Genomic DNA, 19,493 nt, shown 5'->3' with positions numbered 1-19,493 from the left:
TTTTGTCATGCCCGACAGTGGCGACGCCTGATCCAGCGGGCGCGCAGCTGGTCCCAGCCCCAGTTATAAGCGAGGGTAAACGGCAGGAAGAAGAGGAAAAAGGCCACTTCCACCAGAAACGCCTGCCACAGGGTAATATCCAGCATCAGGGCGGCAATCGGCAGACCGATCAGGATAAAGCCACCTTCAAATCCCAGCGCATGAACGGCACGCACGACAGGCCCGCGTTTCTCGCCCGGCGCATAGATCCGATCAAACCCGGCGTTGTAGATCATGTTCCACAGCATCGCCGCGGTTGAAAGCATAATCGCCAGCGATCCCATCTGAAACAGCGGTTTATTCATCACCCAGGCCGCCAGCGGCGAAACGGTCAGAATCGCCAGCGTCTCAAAACAGACGGCATGAAGAATACGTTCTTTAAGTGAGCGGGTACGCATTGTCTTTTCTCCTTCAATCATGCGGCGCATTTTCCCATCGCAGAGTGCTAAGATAAAATGAACACCTATCGGAAAAAGCGATGGATCGAATGCGATACTCCCCGGAATCCCTTGAGGCTTTTATGCAGACGGTGGCGAGCGGCTCTTTTTCTGCGGCTGCGCGCGCGCTGGGCAAAAGCCAGTCCACCATCAGTGCAGCGGTGGCCAGTTTAGAAGACGATCTCGGTTTTGCGCTGTTTGACCGTGCCGGTCGTCAGCCCATCCTGACGGAACAGGGGCACCGCGTGCTGCCTCAGGTTCAGCAGATTCTGGCCGCCAGTGAACGGCTGGATGCGCTGGCAATACGCCTGTCGCAGGGGGTTGAGCCCCGGCTCAGTTTTGCCATGTCCGATTTCTGGCAAACCGATCATCATGAACAGCTGCTGAAACAGCTTGATGCCCGCTACCCGGAGCTGGAACTGGAGTGCATGATTGCGGAAGATGAGGATGTGCTGGACCTGCTGCAGGCCGGACGGGTCCATCTGGGCGTCGTGCGGGCGCAACCCAATCTGCCGGTAGATATCGCGGTGGCGCGACTGCAGGTTGAAGCACAGATGGCCATCTTTTTACATCGCGATCACCCGCTGGCTCAGGCGGAGATCCTCAGCGAAAGCCAGCTGGAGCCGGTCCGGCATCTGCGGCTTAACACCTGGGTTGAAGCGCACCAGCCAAAACCGATGGGGCGTATCTGGTCTGCGCCCACCTATCTGTTACTGCTGGAGATGGCGGAACAGGGATTTGGCTGGACGATTCTGCCGCGCTGGCTGGTGAAACAATTCGGGCATGGCGTGTTGAAAGAGCTGTCGCTGCCGGGCTGGCCGCAGCATATCGCTGTTGAGGTGGTCTGGTCACGCCGCACGCCACCCGGTCCGGCGGGGCGCTGGATGATCGACCAGCTCTGCGCTCAGCCACGGGTTTAATCGTGGCGGGCAATATCCGCAAACGGCGCATCCAGCAGTCGTGAAAGATCGCCGGGTGCCAGTTCGATATCCAGCCCCCGTTTGCCGCCGGAGATAAACATGGCGCTGAACGCGCTGGCGGAGCGATCGATGACGGTAGGCAGCCGTTTTTTCTGTCCCAGCGGGCTGATCCCCCCCACCAGATAGCCGGTGACCCGCTGTGCCAGTTGCGGGTCGGCCATATCCGCTTTTTTTGCGCCCAGCGCCTTTGCCACCTTCTTCAGATCCAGCTGCGTCGAAACCGGCGTAATCGCCACCGCCAGCTGCTTCGCCTCGCCGTTAAGGGCGACCAGCAGCGTTTTATAGACCTGGCGCGCATCCAGATTGAGCTTGCGCACCGCTTCGTCTCCAAAATGGGTTTCGTTGCTGTCATGCTCATAGGGATGCAGGGTAAAACTGACCTTCTGTTTTTCCAGCAATTTTACGGCGGGCGTCATACGGGTTCCTTACTCAGAAAAATCTTATTACGCTTAATGATGGAAAAAGGTGGCGGAATTTTGTTCTTTGAGTGAAAATTGGCCGCGCGCCAGCAATTCGGTTGCTGAGCGATAACCAAAATCATAAACAAATTCCTCTTTGACGAGCCGATAATCTTATCGGCTCTCTTTTTTTTCAGGGCCTCTTCAGCATCTCAGGCAGGTTATCTTCGCCATAGAGGTGCAGCGCCCCCACCGCCACCACATAGTTGCCCGCCGCCAGACTCTGCAGGCTTTTACACCACTGCGCATTACGCTGACCGATCAGGGTATCGTTCAGCGTCTGGCTGAACGTGGAGGGCAGGGTAATATCTGGCTGACGGGGTGGCGTATCGAGCCACCAGCTCACCATCATCTGCAGCAGCCGGGCATTGGTGTGCCAGTGCAGCAGCGTATCCTGTAACAGGGCCATACCGTCATCGGGCAGTGCGGTCAACAGGGCGATCTGCGCATCGGCGCCCTCCAGCTCAATCACCGGTTTGTTCAGACCTTTCGCGGCCTGCAACAGCTGATAATCAATGCCGTAATCTGGCCGTAATCCCAGCCTCTGCGCCTGCTGTGCCTGTAACATCAGCGCCACCTGCCACGCAGGCAGATGATCAAACTGGCTCAGTGTCAGGCTCATCTCCTGACAGAGTGCGCTGAGCCTCTGCATCGCCTGGTCATCGAGCCGGGAGGCGAGGGCAGGGCGATCGCCAGCGTGATCAAAGGGTGAGCCGCCCTGGGTAATATCTGCTTCCACAATCAGCGCATCAGCCTGCTGCAGCTGACGCAACAGGCGGGCGGGCAGCGGCTGCATGTCGCGGGTCCCCATGTGGATGCTGCCAACCAGATGCAGCTGACGGTCGCCAAGCCGGACATCCATTGCCGGCCAGCGGTAACTGGCGGGGAAAAGCTGGCCGATAAAGCCGCGCAGTGAGCGCCAGAGGTTGCCTGTCATTCCCGGTCCTTTGCGATGTAAAACCCCATGCTAGCGACTTCAGCGAGGGAAAAACAGCGCCGGAGCGACGATCACGGGCGCGGTGGCCGGTAACGCAGCAGGCGATTGGCATTGCTGACCACCGTAATCGAGGAGAGCGCCATCGCCGCACCGGCCACAATCGGACTGAGCAGCGTGCCGGTCAGCGGATAGAGCACGCCTGCCGCCACCGGAATACCGATGCTGTTATAAACAAAGGCTCCGAAGAGGTTCTGCCGGATATTGCGCAGTGTCGCCGATGAGAGGGCTAGCGCATCCGCCACGCTGTTAAGGTCAGCGCGCATCAGGGTAATCCCTGCGGTTTCGACAGCCACATCACTGCCGCCGCCCATGGCAATACCCACGTCGGCCTGCGCCAGCGCGGGCGCGTCATTGATACCGTCTCCGACCATCGCCACGCGATGCCCCTGCTGCTGTAACTGGGTAATCGCTGCCGCTTTGCCTTCCGGCAGAACGCCTGCAATGACCTCGTCAATGCCCGCTTCGGCAGCAATGGCGCGCGCGGTCGTTTCGTGGTCCCCGGTCAGCATCATCAGACGATAACCCTGCTGATGCAGGCGCTGGAGGGCGGCCCGGCTTTCCGGTCGCAGCCTGTCACGCAGCGCGATTAATCCGACCAGCTCACCCTGTTCAGCCAGCAACACAGGGGTGGCGCCCTGCTGCGTCAGGCGCACAATCTCTGCTTCCGCTATCCGGCAATCGACGCCGTTCTCCTGCATCAGTGCCGCATTACCCAGCAGCAGCGTTCTGCCATCCAGTATGCCGCTGACACCTTTGCCGCGTATTGTACGAAATTGCGCAACGGCAGGAGGCTGTGTCAGTTTCGCTTCAGCCACAATCGCTTTGGCCAGCGGATGCCCGGAGGCAGACTCCAGCGCGGCGGCCGCTGCGATCACCGATTCCCGGCTGGCTGTGCCCCAGGCCTGAACATCGCTGACCTGCGGCGTACCCGCGGTCAGGGTGCCGGTTTTATCAAATACCAGGGTGTCGATCTGGCTGGCGCGTTGCAGCGCATCGGCGTCGCGAACCAGCACGCCCAGCTCAGCGGCGCGACCCACACCGGCAATGATCGACATCGGCGTCGCCAGTCCCAGTGCACAGGGGCAGGCGATAATCAGCACCGTCGTCGCAATCACCAGCGTGTAGGCAATCTGCGGCTGTGGCCCGAACAGATACCACACGGCTGCGCTGAGAAGCGCAATCACCACCACCACCGGCACAAAGATGGCAGAGATGCGATCGGCCAGCCGGCCCACGTCGGGTTTGCTGCTCTGTGCCTGCCGCACCAGCCGGATAATGCGCGACAGGGTCGTCTGCTCGCCGGTGGCTTTCGCAACGAATTCCACCGATCCATCCTGCACCAGGGTACCGGCAAAAATCGCCGCACCCGGGCTTTTACTTTGTGGCACCGCTTCGCCGGTCAGCATCGCCTCATCAAACCAGCCTTCACCGCTGGCGATGTCGCCATCGACCGGCACCCGGTCGCCCGTGACCAGACGCAGCCGCATGCCGGGCTGCACCGCGCTGACCGGTATCAGCTGGTCACCCTGTTCGCCGACCTGGCGCGCCTGAGCCGGGGTCAGATCGAGCAGGCGCTCCAGCGCTTCTGACGAGCGCTGACGTGCGCGCTGCTCCAGGGCATGGCCCAGGTTGATCAGGCCCAGAATCATGACGCTGGCTTCAAAATAGAGATGGCGGGCCTGCGGCGGGAAGAAGCCCGGCCAGAGCACCACACTGAAAGAGTAGATCCAGGCCGCACTGGTGCCGAGTGCCACCAGCGTATCCATGGTGGCACTGCCGTTGCGCAGACTGAGCCAGGCACTGCGGTAAAAATGGCTGCCGGTAAGCACCATGATCAGCAGGGTCAGGCAGCCCAGCGTCAGCCAGAGGCGGTGGTTGCTGTCGGTGAGCATCATGTTGTCGCCCACCATGCCCCAGATCATCAGGGGCACGCCAAAGGCCAGCGCGACAGCCGCCTGCCAGCTAAAGCGGCGCATCGCGCTGCGGGCGCTCTGCTGCTGCTTTTCGCGCCGCTCCTGTTCGTCATCAACCACCTGCGCGCCATAGCCTGCGGCATCGACAGCGGCCACCAGCGACTGCGGATCAGCATCACCCAGCACCAGCGCGCTGCGTTCACCGAGATTAACCCGCGCCTGAGTGACGCCGGCAACCTGCTGCAGTGCTTTTTCTACCCGGCTGACACAGCTGGCGCAGCTCATCCCGTCGATCAGCAGCACATGAGTGGGAGCGGTTTTTTCTGCCGGATGCGAGGCATTATCCGTTGTCAGCGCCTCCGGCGGCGGCTCCGATGCTGTCAACGGTTCAGACTTTGGGAAGGTGTCCGCCGGTTTCAGCGTCGCGTGATAGCCTGCCTGCTCCACGGTGGCGATCAGCGCAGCGGCCTCCGCATGACCGGAAACCTGGGCTTCCTGCAGCGTGACCTCTACGTGGTCGACGTCGTCGCGCTGTTCCAGTGCCTCTTTCACGCGTTTGACGCAGTGTCCACAGGACAGGCCGTCCAGGGCCAGAGAAAGGGTATGTGACATAATCAGCTCCTCAGGTGAACATATTTGACCGTTAAGCCAGTTTCGATTCATGCTTAAGCATAAACCTTCCATCAAGGGGAAGGTCAAGGGGACGAAAATGAACATCAGCGATGTGGCGAAAAAGACCGGGCTGACCAGCAAGGCGATCCGTTTTTACGAAGAGAAGGGGGTGGTCACGCCGCCAGTGCGCAGTGAAAATGGTTACCGCAGCTACAGCGGACACCACCTTGATGAGCTGAACCTGTTACGTCAGGCGCGGCAGGTGGGCTTTACGCTGGATGAGTGCCGTGAGCTGGTGGCGCTGTTTAATAATCCCTCGCGCCACAGTGCCGATGTTAAAGCCCGAACCCTGCAGAAAGCCGAAGAAATAGCCGCGCACATTGAAGAGCTGCACGCGATGCGAGCTCGTCTGCTGGCACTGGCAGATGCCTGTCCGGGCGATGAGAGCGCCGAATGCCCGATTATCAACAATCTGGCCGGGTGCTGCGCTCAGCGTGGCTGAATACGCAGCGTAATGCCTTCAATGCCGACCACGATCACCGGGGTGCCCGCCGGCAGATCCCGATCGGCCTGCACCCGCCAGCTGCTGTCTCCGATGCGCACGTGTCCGGTACGATTCTGCAAGGCGGTATCCAGCGTCAGCGTCGATCCGATCATCTGACGCCCCCGCTGATTCAGCGCATTCGGAGCCTGATGCGCTTCGCGGTGCCGCATCCAGCGATACCATAAGAAGACGCAGACCAGCGTCAGCACAGCAAACGTTGCCCCCTGTGCCGTCCAGCTGAGCGGAACAAACCATTCAAAGACACCGACCAGCACCGCCGCCAGCCCGATCCAGAGCAGATAACCGCTGGTGCCCAGCATCTCCGCCGCCAGCAGTAATCCTCCCAGCGTCAGCCAGAACCAGTGCGGATGCGCAATGATATCGACCAGCATCAGCGTTTCGACTCAGTGCGGGTTTCTTTCAGCAGTTCGCCGATGCCCGCAATCGAACCGAGCAGGCTGCTGGCATCCAGCGGCATCATCACCACTTTGCTGTTATTGCCTTCGCCGATTTTCTGCAGTGCATCGGTATACTTCTGCGCGACGAAATAGTTGATGGCCTGAATGTCGCCCGCGGCGATCGCTTCAGAGACCATTTTCGTGGCGTTGGCTTCCGCTTCCGCCTGACGCTCACGCGCTTCAGCCTGCAGGAAGGCCGAGGTCCGTTCCCCTTCGGCTTTGAGGATTTGCGACTGCTTATCCCCTTCAGCCCGCAGGATAGCCGCCTGACGCACCCCTTCGGCGGTCAGAATATCAGCGCGTTTGGTGCGCTCCGCTTTCATCTGCGCATTCATCGCGCCAACCAGCTCCTGCGGTGGACGGACATCGCGGATCTCTATACGGGTAATCTTGACGCCCCACGGATTGGTCGCTTCATCCACAATGTGCAGCAGGCGGGTGTTAATGCTGTCGCGCTGAGAGAGCATTTCATCCAGCTCCATGCTGCCCAGCACGGTGCGCATGTTAGTCATGGTGAGATTCAGAATCGCCTGCTCAAGATTGCTGACCTCATAGGCGGCGCGCGCCGGGTCAACGACCTGAATAAAGCAGACCGCATCGATGGTGACGTTAGCATTGTCTTTGGAGATGATCTCCTGGGAGGGGATATCCAGCACCTGTTCCATCATGTTGATCCTGCGACCGACACGATCCATGAACGGCACCACCAGGCTCAGTCCGGGTTGCAGGGTGCGGGTATAACGGCCAAAACGTTCAACCGTCCATTGAAAACCTTGTGGCACGACCTTGACTGTCGCCCAGACAGCCACCAGTGCCAGCACAATCAGGGCAGGAATTACTGTTATCATACAACCTCCGCATTGTCAGAATAACGGGCCGAGTCGCTTCGGCCCGGGGTCTGCCGGTCAGTAAAGCAGGGAGTAGAGCTGACGACGGTAGCGCGCGGCAAGTGCATCGCCGGTGCCCAGCGCAGCCAGAATCTCCTGCAGCATTTTACGCGCCTGGCCATCCGCCGCATTCAGATCGGATTTCAGGAAGCTGAACAGCAGTTCCAGCGCCTCTTCATTCCGGCCCACCTGATGCAGCTGTAACGCAAGTTTAGCAGCCAGCCCGGCGTTAGCCGGCTCCGCTTCCAGCTGGGATTGCAGCTGCTGGATCTCCGGCGTGTCCGCCGCCTGTTTCAGCAGATCGATCTGCGCCATCAGGCTCTGATAACGGGTATCCTGATCCTGCAACGGCACCACTTTCAGCACCGCTTCCGCTTCATCGCTGCGGTTCAGCGTAATCAGCACGTCCGCCAGCAGGAAGCCGATTTCGCTGGACTGTTTGCTTAACTGCCACGCCTCTTTCAGCAGCGGCAGCGCTTCCAGCGGTTTCCCTTCCTGCATCAGCGCCATCGCCTGCTGGGCTTTCAGCTCTTCTTCGCGCGGCAGGACTTTTTCCAGCAGGGCGCGGATCGCCTCTTCCGGCTGCGGACCCTGGAAGCCGTCGACCGGCTGACCATCCTGGAACAGGTAGACGGTCGGGATAGAGCGCAGACCAAACTGCGCCGCCACGCGCTGCTCTCTGTCGCAATCCAGTCGGGCGAGAATAAACTGACCCGCATACTCCTGTGCCAGTCGCTCCAGCAGCGGCGTCAGTTCCTGACAGTGCTGGCTGCGCTCAGACCAGAAGTAGAACAGCACCGGCAGCTGCATCGACTGCTCAAGGGTCTGCTGCAGGTTAGATTCGTTGATGTCGATGATCGAAGCATGTGGTGACATGGAGAAGTCTCTTTGCAAAAAGTGTTCTAAGAATATGGGGCCAACGGGCCCGGCTTCAAGCGCTAATGCCTGCGGCTGATTAATGGCTGCGCAAAATGCGATCCAGCATCCAGCCAGGCAGCAACCGTTTCAGCAGGCTCATCACGTGTGCGACCAGGGTCACCGGATAGCGTAAACGGGGATGCTGACTCTCGAGTGCGTGACGAAGTTTCGGCAGAATGGCTTCCGGTGGCAGGGTAAAGCGGGCCGCGATGCCGGGATTGCGCACCGGATTGTGCTGTTCGCCCTGCGTCACGTTGTCGGTAAAGCGGGTCTGGATCGGGCCGGGTTCAATCAGGCTGACCCGGATGCCGCTGCTGCGTACTTCCAGCCGCAGCGCATCGCTCCAGGCTTCCAGTGCATATTTACTGGCGGCATACGCCCCGCGGCCGGGGGTCGAGATCAGTCCCAGCACCGAACTGGTGTTAACAATGCGTCCGTCGCCGCTGGCCTGCAGCGCGGGTAACAGCCGCAGCGTCAGCTGATGGACACCGAAAAAGTTACTGGAAAACTGCTGTTCCAGCTGCTGGCGGGTCAGCGTGCGAAGCGGGCCATAGAGGCCAAAGCCGGCGTTGTTAAACAGCGCGTACAGACGGTTATCGCAGAGTGCAATGACCGTGTCTGCGGCCTGATCCACGCTCTGCGGATCGTCAAGATCCAGCTGAAGTCCGGTAAAGCCCAGCGAATTCATGCGCGCGACATCATCTGCTTTGCGACAGGCGGCGATCACCCGATAGCCGCGCGCCAGCAGATCCTGTGCGGCGACAAGGCCGATGCCACTGGAACAACCTGTAATCAGGATGGTTTTTTGCATTTCTTTACCCTTTTCGCCTATCCGGTCGCGCTACGGCTGCTTAACTAAAGGGGCCAGCTCTTTCGCCATGAACCGGGCGATAAAAGGCTGGGCATCGGGATTGGGGTGGATGCCGTCCTGCTGCATCCATTCAGGTTTCAGATAGACCTGCTCCATGAAGAAGGGCACCAGCGGAATATTGTGTTGCTGCGCTAATCCCGGATAGATGCCGCTGAACGCCTCGGTGTAGCGGCGACCATAGTTGGCCGGCAGGCGAATCTGCATCAGCAGCGGTTTCGCATTGGCGGCTTTGACATCTTCGATCACTTTACTCAGCGTCTGCGTAATGGTCGCGGGCGGGAAACCACGCAGGCCATCGTTACCGCCCAATTCGATTAACACCCATTGCGGCTGATGCTGTTTTAATAGCGCGGGCAGACGTGCCAGCCCCTGAGCGGAGGTATCACCGCTGATACTGGCGTTGATGACTTCAGGCTGCTGCTGCCACTGCTTGTTAAGCAGGCTGGGCCAGGCGGTCGTGGCGGACATACGATAGCCCGCACTCAGGCTGTCGCCCAGCACCATCAGGGTATCGGCAGCCGCAAACCGCGACACCAGCAGAAGAACCAATAACAGGAAGGGATAATGCCAGCGGAAAACATTGTTGAAGTTCATCATCTTACTAAGTCCGTCGGTCAGGGAGAGCATCAGTTAACCATCCTTACCGGAGTTGAGCTGGTTGTCAAACCAGCCGAGACCATTGCGCTGATAGGCGAGTCAGGTTCCGGTAAGTCAACGCTGCTGGGCATTCTGGCCGGGCTGGATGATGGCAGCAGCGGCGAAGTCCATCTGCTGGGGCAGCCGCTGCACCAGATGAACGAAGAGCAGCGAGCGGCCCTGCGCGCCCGGCAGGTCGGCTTTGTTTTTCAGTCGTTTATGCTGGTGCCAACCCTCAACGCGCTGGAGAACGTGCAGCTGCCCTCGCTGCTGCGTGGCGACAGTGACCGTCAGAGCCGTGAACAGGCACGTGAACTTCTGACGCTGCTGGGGCTGGGGGAACGTCTGCATCATCTGCCGGCTCAGCTTTCCGGCGGCGAACAGCAACGGGTCGCGCTGGCACGCGCCTTCAGTGGGCGGCCGGGTCTGCTGTTTGCCGATGAGCCGACCGGCAATCTCGACCGCAAAACCGGCGATCGCATCGCCGATCTGCTCTTTTCCCTTAACCGTGACTTTGCCACCACCCTGATTCTGGTGACACATGATGAGCAACTGGCGGCGCGCTGCGACCGTCGTCTCCGGCTGCGTGACGGTAAATTGTGGGAGGAGCAATGATCTGGCGCTGGTTCTGGCGCGAGTGGCGGTCGCCCTCGCTGCTGATTGTCTGGCTGGCCCTGACGCTGGCGGTAGCCTGCGTGCTGGCACTGGGATCGATCAGCGATCGGATGGAAAAAGGGCTGAATCAGCAGAGCCGTGATTTTATGGCGGGTGACCGCACGCTGCGCAGCACAGATGCGGCACCGGAAGCCTGGCTGGAGAAAGCGCAGCAGAGCGGTCTGACGGTCAGCCGTCAGCTGACCTTTATGACGATGACCTTTGCCGGTGAGTCGCCTCAGCTCGCCGCCGTAAAAGCGGTAGACGATCGCTATCCGATGGCTGGCACGCTGCAGACAGCCCCGCCAGGGCTGAAACCGCAGGCGGGCACCGCCCTGGCCGCGCCGCGTCTGATGGCGCTGCTGAATCTGAAAGTGGGCGATATGCTGGACGTGGGGGACACCCGGCTGCGGATAACCGGGGAGCTGATCCAGGAGCCGGATGGTGGCTTCAACCCCTTTGAAATGGCGCCGCGTCTGCTGATTAATCTGGCGGATGCCGCAAAAACCGGTGCAATTCAGCCCGGCAGTCGCCTGACCTGGCGCTATAAGTTTCTGGGTAATCCTGAAGCGCTGGCCCGCTATGACCGCTGGATTGAACCGCAGCTGAAAACGGACCAGCGCTGGATCAGCGTCGACAATTCCGAAGATGCGCTGGGGCGATCCATGCAGCGGGCGCAGCAGTTTCTGCTGCTCTCGGCGCTGCTGACGCTGATGCTGGCGATAGCCGCCGTGGCGGTCGCCATGAGTCACTACTGTCGCAGCCGCTACGATCTGGTGGCGGTGCTGAAAACCCTGGGCGCTGCGCAGGGCGCATTACAGCGCCTGATTATCGGTCAGTGGCTGGCAGTGCTGCTGCTGGCGGCGATAGCCGGTGGCCTGGTGGGGCAGGGCGTGGAAGCGATGCTGATGGCGATGCTGAAACCGGTCCTGCCCGCCAGCTTACCCGCCGCCAGCCTCTGGCCGTGGATCTGGGCTGTGGGATCGCTGTTTGTGATTTCGCTGCTGGTCGGCCTGCGCCCCTACCGGCTGCTGCTGGCGACGCAGCCACTCCGCGTTCTGCGGCGTGATGCGGTCGCCAGCCTCTGGCCGCTGAAAATCTATATTCCGCTGATGAGCGGCGTGGTCGTTGCGCTGCTCGCTCTGCTGGTCGGCGGCAGTAAAATGCTCTGGGCGCTGCTGGCAGGCGTGGTGGTGCTGGCGGCACTGCTGGCCCTGCTCGGCTGGGGAACCCTGCTGCTGCTGCGCCGGCTGGTGGTACGCAATCTGGCGTTACGGCTGGCTATCAACCGGTTGTTGCGCCAGCCCGGCATGACGCTGAGCCAGCTCGCGGCTTTTTCGTTCTCGTTTATGCTGCTGGCGCTGCTGCTGGTGATGCGCGGTGATCTGCTGGATCGCTGGCAGCAGCAGCTACCGGCGGACAGCCCGAACTTCTTCCTGCTGAATATGACGGCCGATCAGGTGCCGCAGGTGCGCGATTTCCTGCAGTCGCACCAGATCAGGCCCGAAACCTTTTATCCGATTGCACGGGTGCGGCTCACCGGGCTCAATGGCAAACCTGCCGACCCCGAACGGGATAACGCTCTCAACCGTGAACTTAACCTGACGGCCCTGGCGGAGCGCCCGGATCACAATCCGCTGGTGGCCGGCAGCTGGCCGCCTGGCGCGGGTGAAGTATCGATGGAAGTGGAACTGGCGGACAGGCTGGGCCTGAAGCTGGGTGATACCCTGACGTTTGAAGGCGATACGCAGACCTTCAGTGCCCGCATCAGCAGTCTGCGCAAAGTGGACTGGGAGAGCCTGAAGCCAAACTTTTTCTTTATCTTTCCGCCGGGGGCGCTCGACAGCCAGCCTCAGACCTGGCTCACCAGCTTCCGCATGGCGTCCGATCCCGCTCTGCTGGCCGCGCTTAACCGGGCCTTTCCGACGCTGAGCCTGCTTGATATCGGCGGCATCATGCGGCAGGTCGGTCAGGTGCTGACGCAGGTCAGTCAGGCGCTGGAGATTATGGTGGTGCTGGTCACCGCCTGCGGCATCCTGCTGCTGCTGGCGCAGATTCAGGTCGGTATGCGCCAGCGGCGTCAGGAGCTGGTGGTCTATCGCACGCTGGGTGCCGGCAGGCGACTGCTGCGCACCACGCTGTGGTGTGAGTTTGCACTGCTGGGGGTGGTTTCAGGTGTGGCGGCGGCCATAGGCGCGGAGGCGGCGCTGTGGGGATTGCAGCGTAAGATTTTCGACTTCCCGTGGCAGCCGGACTGGACACTGTGGCTGGCGTTGCCGTTGTGCGGTGCCCTGCTGTTATCGCTGTGCGGCGGCTGGCTGGGGATCCGGTTACTGAAAGGAAAGGCGCTGTTCAGGAAGTTTGATGCGGCATAAGGGATAATGGCTTAAAGGCGGCACCAGGCCGCCTTTAAGCTTCATCCGGACCGTACCCGCGAGCGGATAACGGGGAACTACAGTTTTTCAACGGCCCAGGCGATGCCGCTGGCGTACTCTTCCGGTAACTGCGGTACCAGCGCATCCAGCGCGGCCTTAAGCCGTTCTGCATCGCTGTCGGTCAGATTGAGATGGCCCACCTTACGGCCCGGACGTACCTCTTTGTCATACCAGTGCAGATGCACCAGCGGCTGCTGCAGCCAGCTGAGGTTCACCGCAGTGCCGATCAGATTGACCATCACCGACGGGGCAAACACCACCGGCTGCGGCAGGGGCAGCCCCAGAATGGCACGCAGATGCAGCTCAAACTGGCTGACTGACGCACCGTTCTGCGTCCAGTGGCCGCTGTTATGCACACGCGGAGCCAGCTCGTTGATCAGCAGTCCGGCAGGCGTAACAAAACACTCCATCGCCATCACGCCCACGTAATTCAGCGCCTGCATGATCGCACTCAGCATCGCCTCGGCCTGCTGTTGCTGCGCCTGATCCGCCTGCGGCATTGCCACGCTGGTGCGCAGTATGCCGTCCTGATGCAGGTTATGCGTCAGCGGATAGAACACAACGTTGCCATCGTGGCCGCGTGCGCCTACCAGGGAGACTTCACCGGAAAAGTTAATGCCCTGCTCAACGATGCAATCACCGTAGCACTCCTCCGGCAGGGTGTGCGTCTCACCGGCGCGCAGACGCCACTGACCGCGCCCGTCGTAACCCCCGGTGCGGCGTTTTACAATGGCCAGTTCGCCCAGCGAGTTAAACACCGCCGGCCATTCGCTTTTATCCGCCAGCAACTGCCACGGCGCGGTGGCGAGCCCCAGCTCATCCAGCAGCTGTTTCTGCGTCAGGCGGTCGGCCAGACGTGGAAAAATATCGCGATTCACAAAGGCCGGATGACGGGCCAGTTCCCGCGTCAGCGCCGTTTCCGGCCAGCGCTCGATTTCGGCGGTGATCACGCTGTCGGCGATAGGAAGCGCGGCAGGGTCGGCGTCCAGACCCACCGGATAGACCGCAATGCCCAGCGGTTCACCGGCCTGACGCAGCATACGGCCTAACTGGCCGTTGCCCAGAACGCAGACCGGCTTCATGCATCCACCCGCGGATCGGGATGGTTCAGCACCTCATCGGTCTGGCTCTGCCGCCAGTGATCGAGACGTGACGCCAGCGCGCCGTCATGCAGGGCCAGAATCTGCGCCGCCAGCAGGGCGGCATTGGCTGCGCCCGCTTTGCCAATTGCCAGCGTACCGACCGGAATACCGCGCGGCATCTGAACAATCGAGTAGAGGCTATCCACGCCGCTCAGTGCCGCGCTCTGCACCGGTACACCCAGTACCGGCACCAGGGTTTTGGCCGCCAGCATACCCGGCAGATGTGCCGCGCCACCTGCGCCGGCAATGATCACCTGAAAACCGTTTTCGGCTGCCGATTCGGCGAAGCTGAACAGTTTATCCGGGGTGCGGTGCGCAGAGACCACTTCGACATGAAATGGGACGTCCAGGCTGGTAAGGATCTCAGCGGCGAACTGCATGGTGGCCCAGTCACTTCTGGAACCCATGACAATGGCGATGCGGGCCGGGGCGTTGGATGACATGCGGTCAACTCCTGTGAATGAACAAACAGACCTGGCCGGGCGGACAGGTTTTGAAGGGCACAGAGAATAGCATGAGAAGGGCGCAAGGAAAACGGTTGCGTCGGGCTGATGTCGGGGATTTACCCGCTGGTTAAAAGTCGAAATCGATAAGCTGAATGCCAGCAGCGTCAAGCTGGATCATGGAGCCGCGGCTGTGCCAGGCGCCGAGTACCGCGCGTTGCGCCGTCTCACTCTGCAGGGTCAGCGTATGGATCGCCGGACGATGGGTGTGCCCGTGGATCAGCAGCGGCACCTGATGGCGCTGCATCGTCGCGACCACCGCATCCTGATTCACATCCATGATGCTCTGTGATTTGTGCTGATTAGCCTGTTTACTGTCGGCGCGCATCCGGGCAGCAATGCGTTTGCGGACCCACAACGGCAGGGCCAGAAACAGCCGCTGAATCCACGGATTGTGCACTTTGGCGCGAAAGCGCAGATAACCGGCGTCATCGGTACAGAGCGTATCGCCGTGCATGATCAGCAGGCGATGGCCATACAGCGTCAGCACCTGTTCTTCGGGCAGCAGCGTCATCCCGCTGGCGCGCGCGAAGCGTCGGCCCACCAGGAAGTCGCGATTGCCGTGAATAAAGTAAACCGGAACCGGCAGGGCGCGCAGGGCGCTGGCCACCTGCTGATGCAGAGGATTGGGATCGTCGTCGCCAATCCAGGCCTCAAACAGATCGCCGAGAATATAGAGCGCGTCGCAGTGGGGCGCTTCGCGCTGTAAAAAATGCAGAAAACCGGCGGTAATCGCCGGTTCTTCCTGACACAGATGGAGATCTGCGATAAACAGGGTGCGCGACATTACTCGCTGACGGTCACTTTCTGGATAACGACGTCATCTTTCGGTACATCCTGATGCATGCCGCTGCGACCGGTAGAGACCGCTTTGATCTTCTCGACCACATCCATGCCTTCAACCACTTCAGCGAATACGCAGTAGCCCCAGCCCTGAACGCTTTCGTCACGGAAGTTCAGGAAGTCGTTGTCAGCCACGTTGATGAAAAACTGTGCAGTCGCTGAGTGCGGCGCAGAGGTGCGAGCCATAGCCAGCGTACCTTTGGTGTTTTTCAGGCCGTTGTTCGCTTCGTTTTTGATTTCGTCTTTGGTCGCTTTCTGCTTCATGCCCGGCTCAAAGCCGCCGCCCTGAATCATAAAGCCGTTGATTACGCGGTGAAAAATGGTGTTGTCGTAAAAACCTTCACGGCAGTAATCCAGGAAGTTCTGTACGGTTGCTGGCGCTTTATCATCGAAGGTTTTGATTACGATATCGCCATGGTTCGTCTGGAAAGTTACCATTTTTGTCGTCCTGTAAAGGTTGTGATCAGTAGCCGGGGTCGCTCTGTCGGATGGCGTCCCCCTTTTTGTCGACCGTTCTTATATCATAATTTCCAATGACGCGTCAGCAGCACGGCGCAGTTGGCTTGCTTTGCGTCGCGCGAGCGATAAAAATACGGCACAATGTCTGGATACTTAAAAGTGTCAACCACACGCGAAAACGGAACCGTTCAATGCTTAAGATTTATAACACCCTGAGTCGACAGAAAGAGGAATTCAAACCCATTCATGCCGGGAAAATCGGCATGTATGTTTGCGGCATCACGGTGTATGACCTCTGTCACATTGGTCATGGGCGGACGTTCGTGGCGTTTGACGTGGTGGCGCGCTATCTGCGCTATCTGGGTTATCAGCTCAATTATGTGCGCAACATTACGGATATTGATGACAAAATCATCAAACGCGCCAATGAAAACGGCGAGAGCATCGAAACCCTGACCAACCGCATGATAGGCGAGATGCACAATGACTTCGCCGCGCTGGGGATTCTGCCGCCGGATCAGGAGCCGCGTGCGACCCGCCACATCCCGGAAATCATTGCGCTGGTGGAGACGCTGATCGCCCGTGGTCACGCCTATGTGGCAGATAACGGCGACGTGATGTTTGATGTGCTGAGCGATCCTGACTACGGCGCGCTGTCACGCCAGGATCTGGAACAGCTGCAGGCAGGCGCACGGGTTGAAGTCGCTGACGTGAAGCGCAACCCGATGGATTTCGTGCTGTGGAAGATGTCTAAAGCGGATGAACCGGCCTGGTCATCACCGTGGGGCAACGGTCGTCCTGGCTGGCACATCGAGTGCTCGGCCATGAACTGCAAACAGCTGGGCAACCATTTCGATATTCACGGCGGCGGCTCCGATTTGATGTTCCCGCACCATGAAAATGAAATCGCCCAGTCGGGCTGTGCCCATGACGGTCCGTACGTTAACTACTGGATGCACTCCGGCATGGTGATGGTTGACCGTGAGAAGATGTCTAAGTCACTCGGCAACTTCTTCACCGTACGTGATGTGCTGCAGCACTATGACGCGGAGACGGTGCGTTACTTCCTGATGTCCGGTCACTATCGCAGCCAGCTCAACTACGGCGAAGATAACCTCAATCAGGCGCGTGCGGCGCTGGAGCGTCTCTATACGGCGCTGCGCCACACTGAAAGCAGCGTGCCAGCCAGCGGCGGTGAAGCGTTTGAAGCGCGGTTCCGCAGCGCAATGGATGATGACTTCAATACCCCGGAAGCCTACTCGGTGCTGTTTGATATGGCGCGTGAAGTGAACCGCCTGAAAAGCGAAGAGGGCGCCTCAGCGCATGGGCTGGCGTCGAAGCTGCGTGAGCTGGCCAAAGTACTGGGTATTCTGCAGCAGGACCCGGAGCTTTTCCTGCAGAGCGGCGCGCAGGTGAATGATGAAGAGGTTGCCGAGATTGAGCATTGGGTGAAAGCCCGTGCCGATGCGCGCGCGGCCAAAGCCTGGGCGGAAGCAGATATCGCCCGCGACAAACTGAACGCGCTGGGCGTGATTGTCGAGGATGGGCCTCAGGGCTCCAGCTGGCGTCGAAAATAAACCGGAGAGGGCGAGCAATCGCCCTTTTTTATTGTGACGATTGAACAGATCGAGATCCGCGGCTTCCGTTCAGTCCGTAACCTGAGGCTGATTGCGCCGCATACGGCAGTGAATCATATTGCATGGGAACAGCGGGAAGGGGAGACGAGGGTCAGGGGAGAGGCGTTGCTGTAACAGCGTCCCCGCAGGGACGCCTGAAGGTTACGCGACCACAGTAATGCGGTAACCCGCAAACTCAACGGTCTGACCGGCCACGATTTTGCAGCGCTTACGGGTTTCCACCGCCCCATCGACCCTGACTTCACCCTCGGCAATCACGACTTTCGCCTGTGCGCCGCTCTGAACCCAGCCTTCCAGCTTCAGCAGGTCACACAGATCAACATGCGGGAATTTTCCCAGTGAAAACGTTGCCATTTAATCTACCTCTTTATCGTGAAACTCTTCACACGCCTGCAGCGTGTTTTGTATCAGTGTTGCGACGGTCATCGGTCCCACACCGCCCGGCACTGGCGTGATGTAGGAGGCGCGTGCTGATGCGCTCTCAAAATCAACGTCGCCCACCACTTTGCCGCTCTCAAGACGGTTGATCCCCACGTCGATGACAATCGCGCCGGGTTTAATCCAGTCACCCGGAATAAAGTTGGGTTTGCCCACCGCGACCACCAGCAGATCGGCGTGTTCAATGTGGTGACGCAGATCTTTAGTAAAACGGTGGGTGACGGTTGTGGTGCAACCCGCCAGCAGCAGTTCCATGCTCATCGGGCGACCGACGATGTTGGACGCGCCGACCACCACGGCATTCAGGCCGTAGGTGTCGATGTTGTAGCGCTCCAGCAGCGTGATGATACCGCGCGGCGTGCAGGGACGCAGCGTGGGCGCGCGCTGACACAGGCGACCCACGTTGTAAGGGTGGAATCCATCGACATCTTTATCAGGTGTGATGCGCTCCAGCACCTTCACGTTATCGATGCCCGCTGGCAGCGGCAGTTGAACCAGGATGCCATCGATGTCGTCATCCTGATTGAGCGTGTCGATCAGCGCCAGCAGCTCATCTTCGCGGGTGGTGGCGGGCAGATCGTAAGAGCGCGAGTGGAATCCGACCTCTTCACAGGCACGGCGTTTGCTGGCCACATAGATTTGTGAGGCCGGGTTTTCACCCACCAGCACGACAGCCAGGCCCGGGGCGCGTTTTCCGGCCGCCAGGCGCTGCTTCACTTTTTCCGCAACCTCAACGCGCACCTGCTGCGCAATCGTTTTACCGTCAATAATTTTTGCTGCCATCAGAGAGGAAATCCACTGTGTTGTGTTGAATCGGGGAAGGGGGCTATTTTGTCAGAAGCGCGGGCTGCTGTCAGTCACAGTTTCAGCCGTGTATGCGCCTTCCGGCTTTTTCGTCGCGACGAGAGCCAGCCTGCATGCGTATGATATCGGCAGGACAACCCGGGGACGAAGTCATGATTTGGATAATGCTTGCTACGCTGGCGGTGGTATTTGTCGCTGGATTTCAGCTGCTCACCGCTGGCTCACGCCACGCCGCCCAGCGGCTCAGCAAACGGCTGCGTCTGCCTCCGGTACAGGTGGAATCGATGATCTCTATGATGGGCAAAGAGGCGGCGAAAGAGTTTACCGACTATCTCAGCAGCGACAATGAAACGCATCTGCATAATGGTGCTGCAGTGCTGCTGATCTGGCAGGTATTGATTGTTGACGGCAGCGAAGAGAACAGCCAGCGCTGGCATGCGATTCTCAGGCATGCCGGTTTTCCACCGCTTATCAGCCGCCAGCAGCTGCTGCTCGCGCTGGGCTTTCTGCGACAGCTGGAGCCAGATAGCCGGGAGCTGCACGCACTTCGTGAGCAATACAATGCGCATTTCACTTCACAAGGGATTGAGCTGGAAGGAGAATTCACCGGCAGCAGTAAACTCGTGTCGCTCAGCGAATGGCGCAAGCGTCACTGACGTGAATTGGTTATTACATCAGCACTTCGCTGTCGGGAAACGGCAAAAACGTTGACGTACCCGCTTCCCGACGTATAATCCGTGCCATCTCCATGCGCCCTTAGCTCAGCTGGATAGAGCACCGGCCTTCTAAGCCGTAGGTCACAGGTTCGAATCCTGTAGGGCGTGCCAA

General features: G+C 59.8%; 21 protein-coding genes and 1 tRNA gene. 7 read left to right on the top strand and 15 right to left on the bottom strand.

Annotated features, from left to right (window positions below):
* Nucleotides 1–5: 5 nt before the first annotated feature.
* A complete protein-coding gene (locus S7A_RS14205) occupies nucleotides 6–437 on the bottom strand; it encodes a multidrug/biocide efflux PACE transporter (RefSeq protein WP_009091619.1) in 432 nt (143 codons plus the stop codon).
* 89 nt (nucleotides 438–526) lie between these two features.
* Between S7A_RS14205 and S7A_RS14200 the strand changes: the two genes are divergently transcribed.
* A complete protein-coding gene (locus S7A_RS14200; RefSeq protein ID WP_009091617.1) occupies nucleotides 527–1,396 on the top strand; it encodes a LysR family transcriptional regulator in 870 nt (289 codons plus the stop codon).
* Here the strand turns inward: S7A_RS14200 and ybaK are convergent.
* The 3 genes from ybaK to copA form a co-directional block, all read right to left on the bottom strand.
* Nucleotides 1,393–1,872 (bottom strand): Cys-tRNA(Pro)/Cys-tRNA(Cys) deacylase YbaK, encoded by a 480-nt coding sequence (ybaK, locus tag S7A_RS14195; protein ID WP_009091615.1) that lies wholly within the window; start codon nucleotides 1,870–1,872, stop codon nucleotides 1,393–1,395. The two genes, S7A_RS14200 and ybaK, sit on opposite strands and share 4 nt — an antisense overlap.
* 175 nt (nucleotides 1,873–2,047) lie before the next feature.
* Nucleotides 2,048–2,851, bottom strand: coding sequence for a TraB/GumN family protein (locus S7A_RS14190; protein ID WP_009091613.1), 804 nt, complete (start codon nucleotides 2,849–2,851; stop codon nucleotides 2,048–2,050).
* A gap of 71 nt (nucleotides 2,852–2,922) precedes the next feature.
* Nucleotides 2,923–5,436, bottom strand: coding sequence for a copper-exporting P-type ATPase CopA (gene copA, locus S7A_RS14185; RefSeq protein ID WP_009091611.1), 2,514 nt, complete (start codon nucleotides 5,434–5,436; stop codon nucleotides 2,923–2,925).
* A 97-nt stretch (nucleotides 5,437–5,533) separates the two neighbouring features.
* On the opposite strand from copA, the gene cueR reads away from it, so the two are divergent.
* Nucleotides 5,534–5,938, top strand: coding sequence for a Cu(I)-responsive transcriptional regulator (cueR, locus tag S7A_RS14180; RefSeq protein ID WP_009091609.1), 405 nt, complete (start codon nucleotides 5,534–5,536; stop codon nucleotides 5,936–5,938).
* Here cueR and S7A_RS14175 read toward each other — a convergent pair.
* The 5 genes from S7A_RS14175 to tesA form a co-directional block, all read right to left on the bottom strand.
* Nucleotides 5,926–6,372, bottom strand: coding sequence for an NfeD family protein (locus S7A_RS14175; protein WP_009091607.1), 447 nt, complete (start codon nucleotides 6,370–6,372; stop codon nucleotides 5,926–5,928). The genes cueR and S7A_RS14175 overlap by 13 nt on opposite strands.
* Nucleotides 6,372–7,286: an SPFH domain-containing protein gene (locus tag S7A_RS14170; RefSeq protein WP_009091604.1), complete on the bottom strand. Its 915-nt coding sequence runs from the start codon at nucleotides 7,284–7,286 to the stop codon at nucleotides 6,372–6,374. Before S7A_RS14170 ends, S7A_RS14175 begins: the two co-directional genes overlap by 1 nt.
* 57 nt (nucleotides 7,287–7,343) lie before the next feature.
* Nucleotides 7,344–8,201 carry a co-chaperone YbbN gene (locus S7A_RS14165; RefSeq protein ID WP_009091602.1) on the bottom strand — a complete coding sequence of 286 codons (858 nt, stop codon included), beginning with the start codon at nucleotides 8,199–8,201 and terminating at the stop codon, nucleotides 7,344–7,346.
* A 79-nt stretch (nucleotides 8,202–8,280) separates the two neighbouring features.
* Nucleotides 8,281–9,054 carry an SDR family oxidoreductase gene (locus S7A_RS14160; protein ID WP_009091599.1) on the bottom strand — a complete coding sequence of 258 codons (774 nt, stop codon included), beginning with the start codon at nucleotides 9,052–9,054 and terminating at the stop codon, nucleotides 8,281–8,283.
* A gap of 30 nt (nucleotides 9,055–9,084) precedes the next feature.
* A complete protein-coding gene (gene tesA / locus S7A_RS14155; protein WP_141629825.1) occupies nucleotides 9,085–9,711 on the bottom strand; it encodes a multifunctional acyl-CoA thioesterase I/protease I/lysophospholipase L1 in 627 nt (208 codons plus the stop codon).
* On the opposite strand from tesA, the gene ybbA reads away from it, so the two are divergent.
* Both ybbA and ybbP read left to right on the top strand, forming a co-directional pair.
* Complete coding sequence (gene ybbA, locus S7A_RS14150; RefSeq protein ID WP_009091595.1) at nucleotides 9,679–10,365, top strand: putative ABC transporter ATP-binding protein YbbA; 687 nt, start codon at nucleotides 9,679–9,681, stop codon at nucleotides 10,363–10,365. The two genes, tesA and ybbA, sit on opposite strands and share 33 nt — an antisense overlap.
* Complete coding sequence (gene ybbP, locus S7A_RS14145; RefSeq protein ID WP_009091593.1) at nucleotides 10,362–12,779, top strand: putative ABC transporter permease subunit YbbP; 2,418 nt, start codon at nucleotides 10,362–10,364, stop codon at nucleotides 12,777–12,779. The genes ybbA and ybbP overlap by 4 nt, the downstream gene beginning before the upstream one ends.
* Before the next feature lie 77 nt (nucleotides 12,780–12,856).
* On the opposite strand, the gene purK is transcribed toward ybbP, so the two are convergent.
* The 4 genes from purK to ppiB all read right to left on the bottom strand — a co-directional run bounded on the left by purK (nucleotide 12,857) and on the right by ppiB (nucleotide 15,765).
* Nucleotides 12,857–13,921: a 5-(carboxyamino)imidazole ribonucleotide synthase gene (gene purK, locus S7A_RS14140; RefSeq protein WP_009091591.1), complete on the bottom strand. Its 1,065-nt coding sequence runs from the start codon at nucleotides 13,919–13,921 to the stop codon at nucleotides 12,857–12,859.
* Complete coding sequence (gene purE / locus S7A_RS14135; RefSeq protein ID WP_009091589.1) at nucleotides 13,918–14,424, bottom strand: 5-(carboxyamino)imidazole ribonucleotide mutase; 507 nt, start codon at nucleotides 14,422–14,424, stop codon at nucleotides 13,918–13,920. The genes purK and purE overlap by 4 nt, the downstream gene beginning before the upstream one ends.
* Before the next feature lie 130 nt (nucleotides 14,425–14,554).
* Nucleotides 14,555–15,271, bottom strand: a complete 717-nt coding sequence (lpxH, locus tag S7A_RS14130; protein ID WP_009091586.1) for a UDP-2,3-diacylglucosamine diphosphatase — start codon at nucleotides 15,269–15,271, stop codon at nucleotides 14,555–14,557.
* Nucleotides 15,271–15,765 carry a peptidylprolyl isomerase B gene (gene ppiB / locus S7A_RS14125; RefSeq protein WP_009091583.1) on the bottom strand — a complete coding sequence of 165 codons (495 nt, stop codon included), beginning with the start codon at nucleotides 15,763–15,765 and terminating at the stop codon, nucleotides 15,271–15,273. Before ppiB ends, lpxH begins: the two co-directional genes overlap by 1 nt.
* Before the next feature lie 212 nt (nucleotides 15,766–15,977).
* On the opposite strand from ppiB, the gene cysS reads away from it, so the two are divergent.
* Nucleotides 15,978–17,363, top strand: coding sequence for a cysteine--tRNA ligase (cysS, locus tag S7A_RS14120; protein WP_009091581.1), 1,386 nt, complete (start codon nucleotides 15,978–15,980; stop codon nucleotides 17,361–17,363).
* 201 nt (nucleotides 17,364–17,564) lie between these two features.
* Here cysS and ybcJ read toward each other — a convergent pair whose 3' ends face one another.
* A complete protein-coding gene (gene ybcJ / locus S7A_RS14115) occupies nucleotides 17,565–17,777 on the bottom strand; it encodes a ribosome-associated protein YbcJ (RefSeq protein WP_009091579.1) in 213 nt (70 codons plus the stop codon).
* Nucleotides 17,778–18,644 (bottom strand): bifunctional methylenetetrahydrofolate dehydrogenase/methenyltetrahydrofolate cyclohydrolase FolD, encoded by an 867-nt coding sequence (gene folD, locus S7A_RS14110; RefSeq protein WP_009091578.1) that lies wholly within the window; start codon nucleotides 18,642–18,644, stop codon nucleotides 17,778–17,780.
* Between the two features lie 173 nt (nucleotides 18,645–18,817).
* On the opposite strand from folD, the gene S7A_RS14105 reads away from it, so the two are divergent.
* On the top strand, nucleotides 18,818–19,321 hold the full coding sequence (locus S7A_RS14105; RefSeq protein ID WP_033736388.1) for a DUF1198 family protein: 504 nt from the start codon (nucleotides 18,818–18,820) through the stop codon (nucleotides 19,319–19,321).
* Nucleotides 19,322–19,415: 94 nt separating this feature from the next.
* Nucleotides 19,416–19,492, top strand: a tRNA-Arg gene (locus S7A_RS14100).
* Nucleotide 19,493: the final 1 nt, after the last annotated feature.

The organism is Pantoea sp. Sc1 (assembly GCF_000255315.1).
Taxonomy (GTDB): domain Bacteria; phylum Pseudomonadota; class Gammaproteobacteria; order Enterobacterales; family Enterobacteriaceae; genus Pantoea; species Pantoea anthophila.
This window is presented reverse-complemented; position numbering and strand designations above follow the sequence as displayed.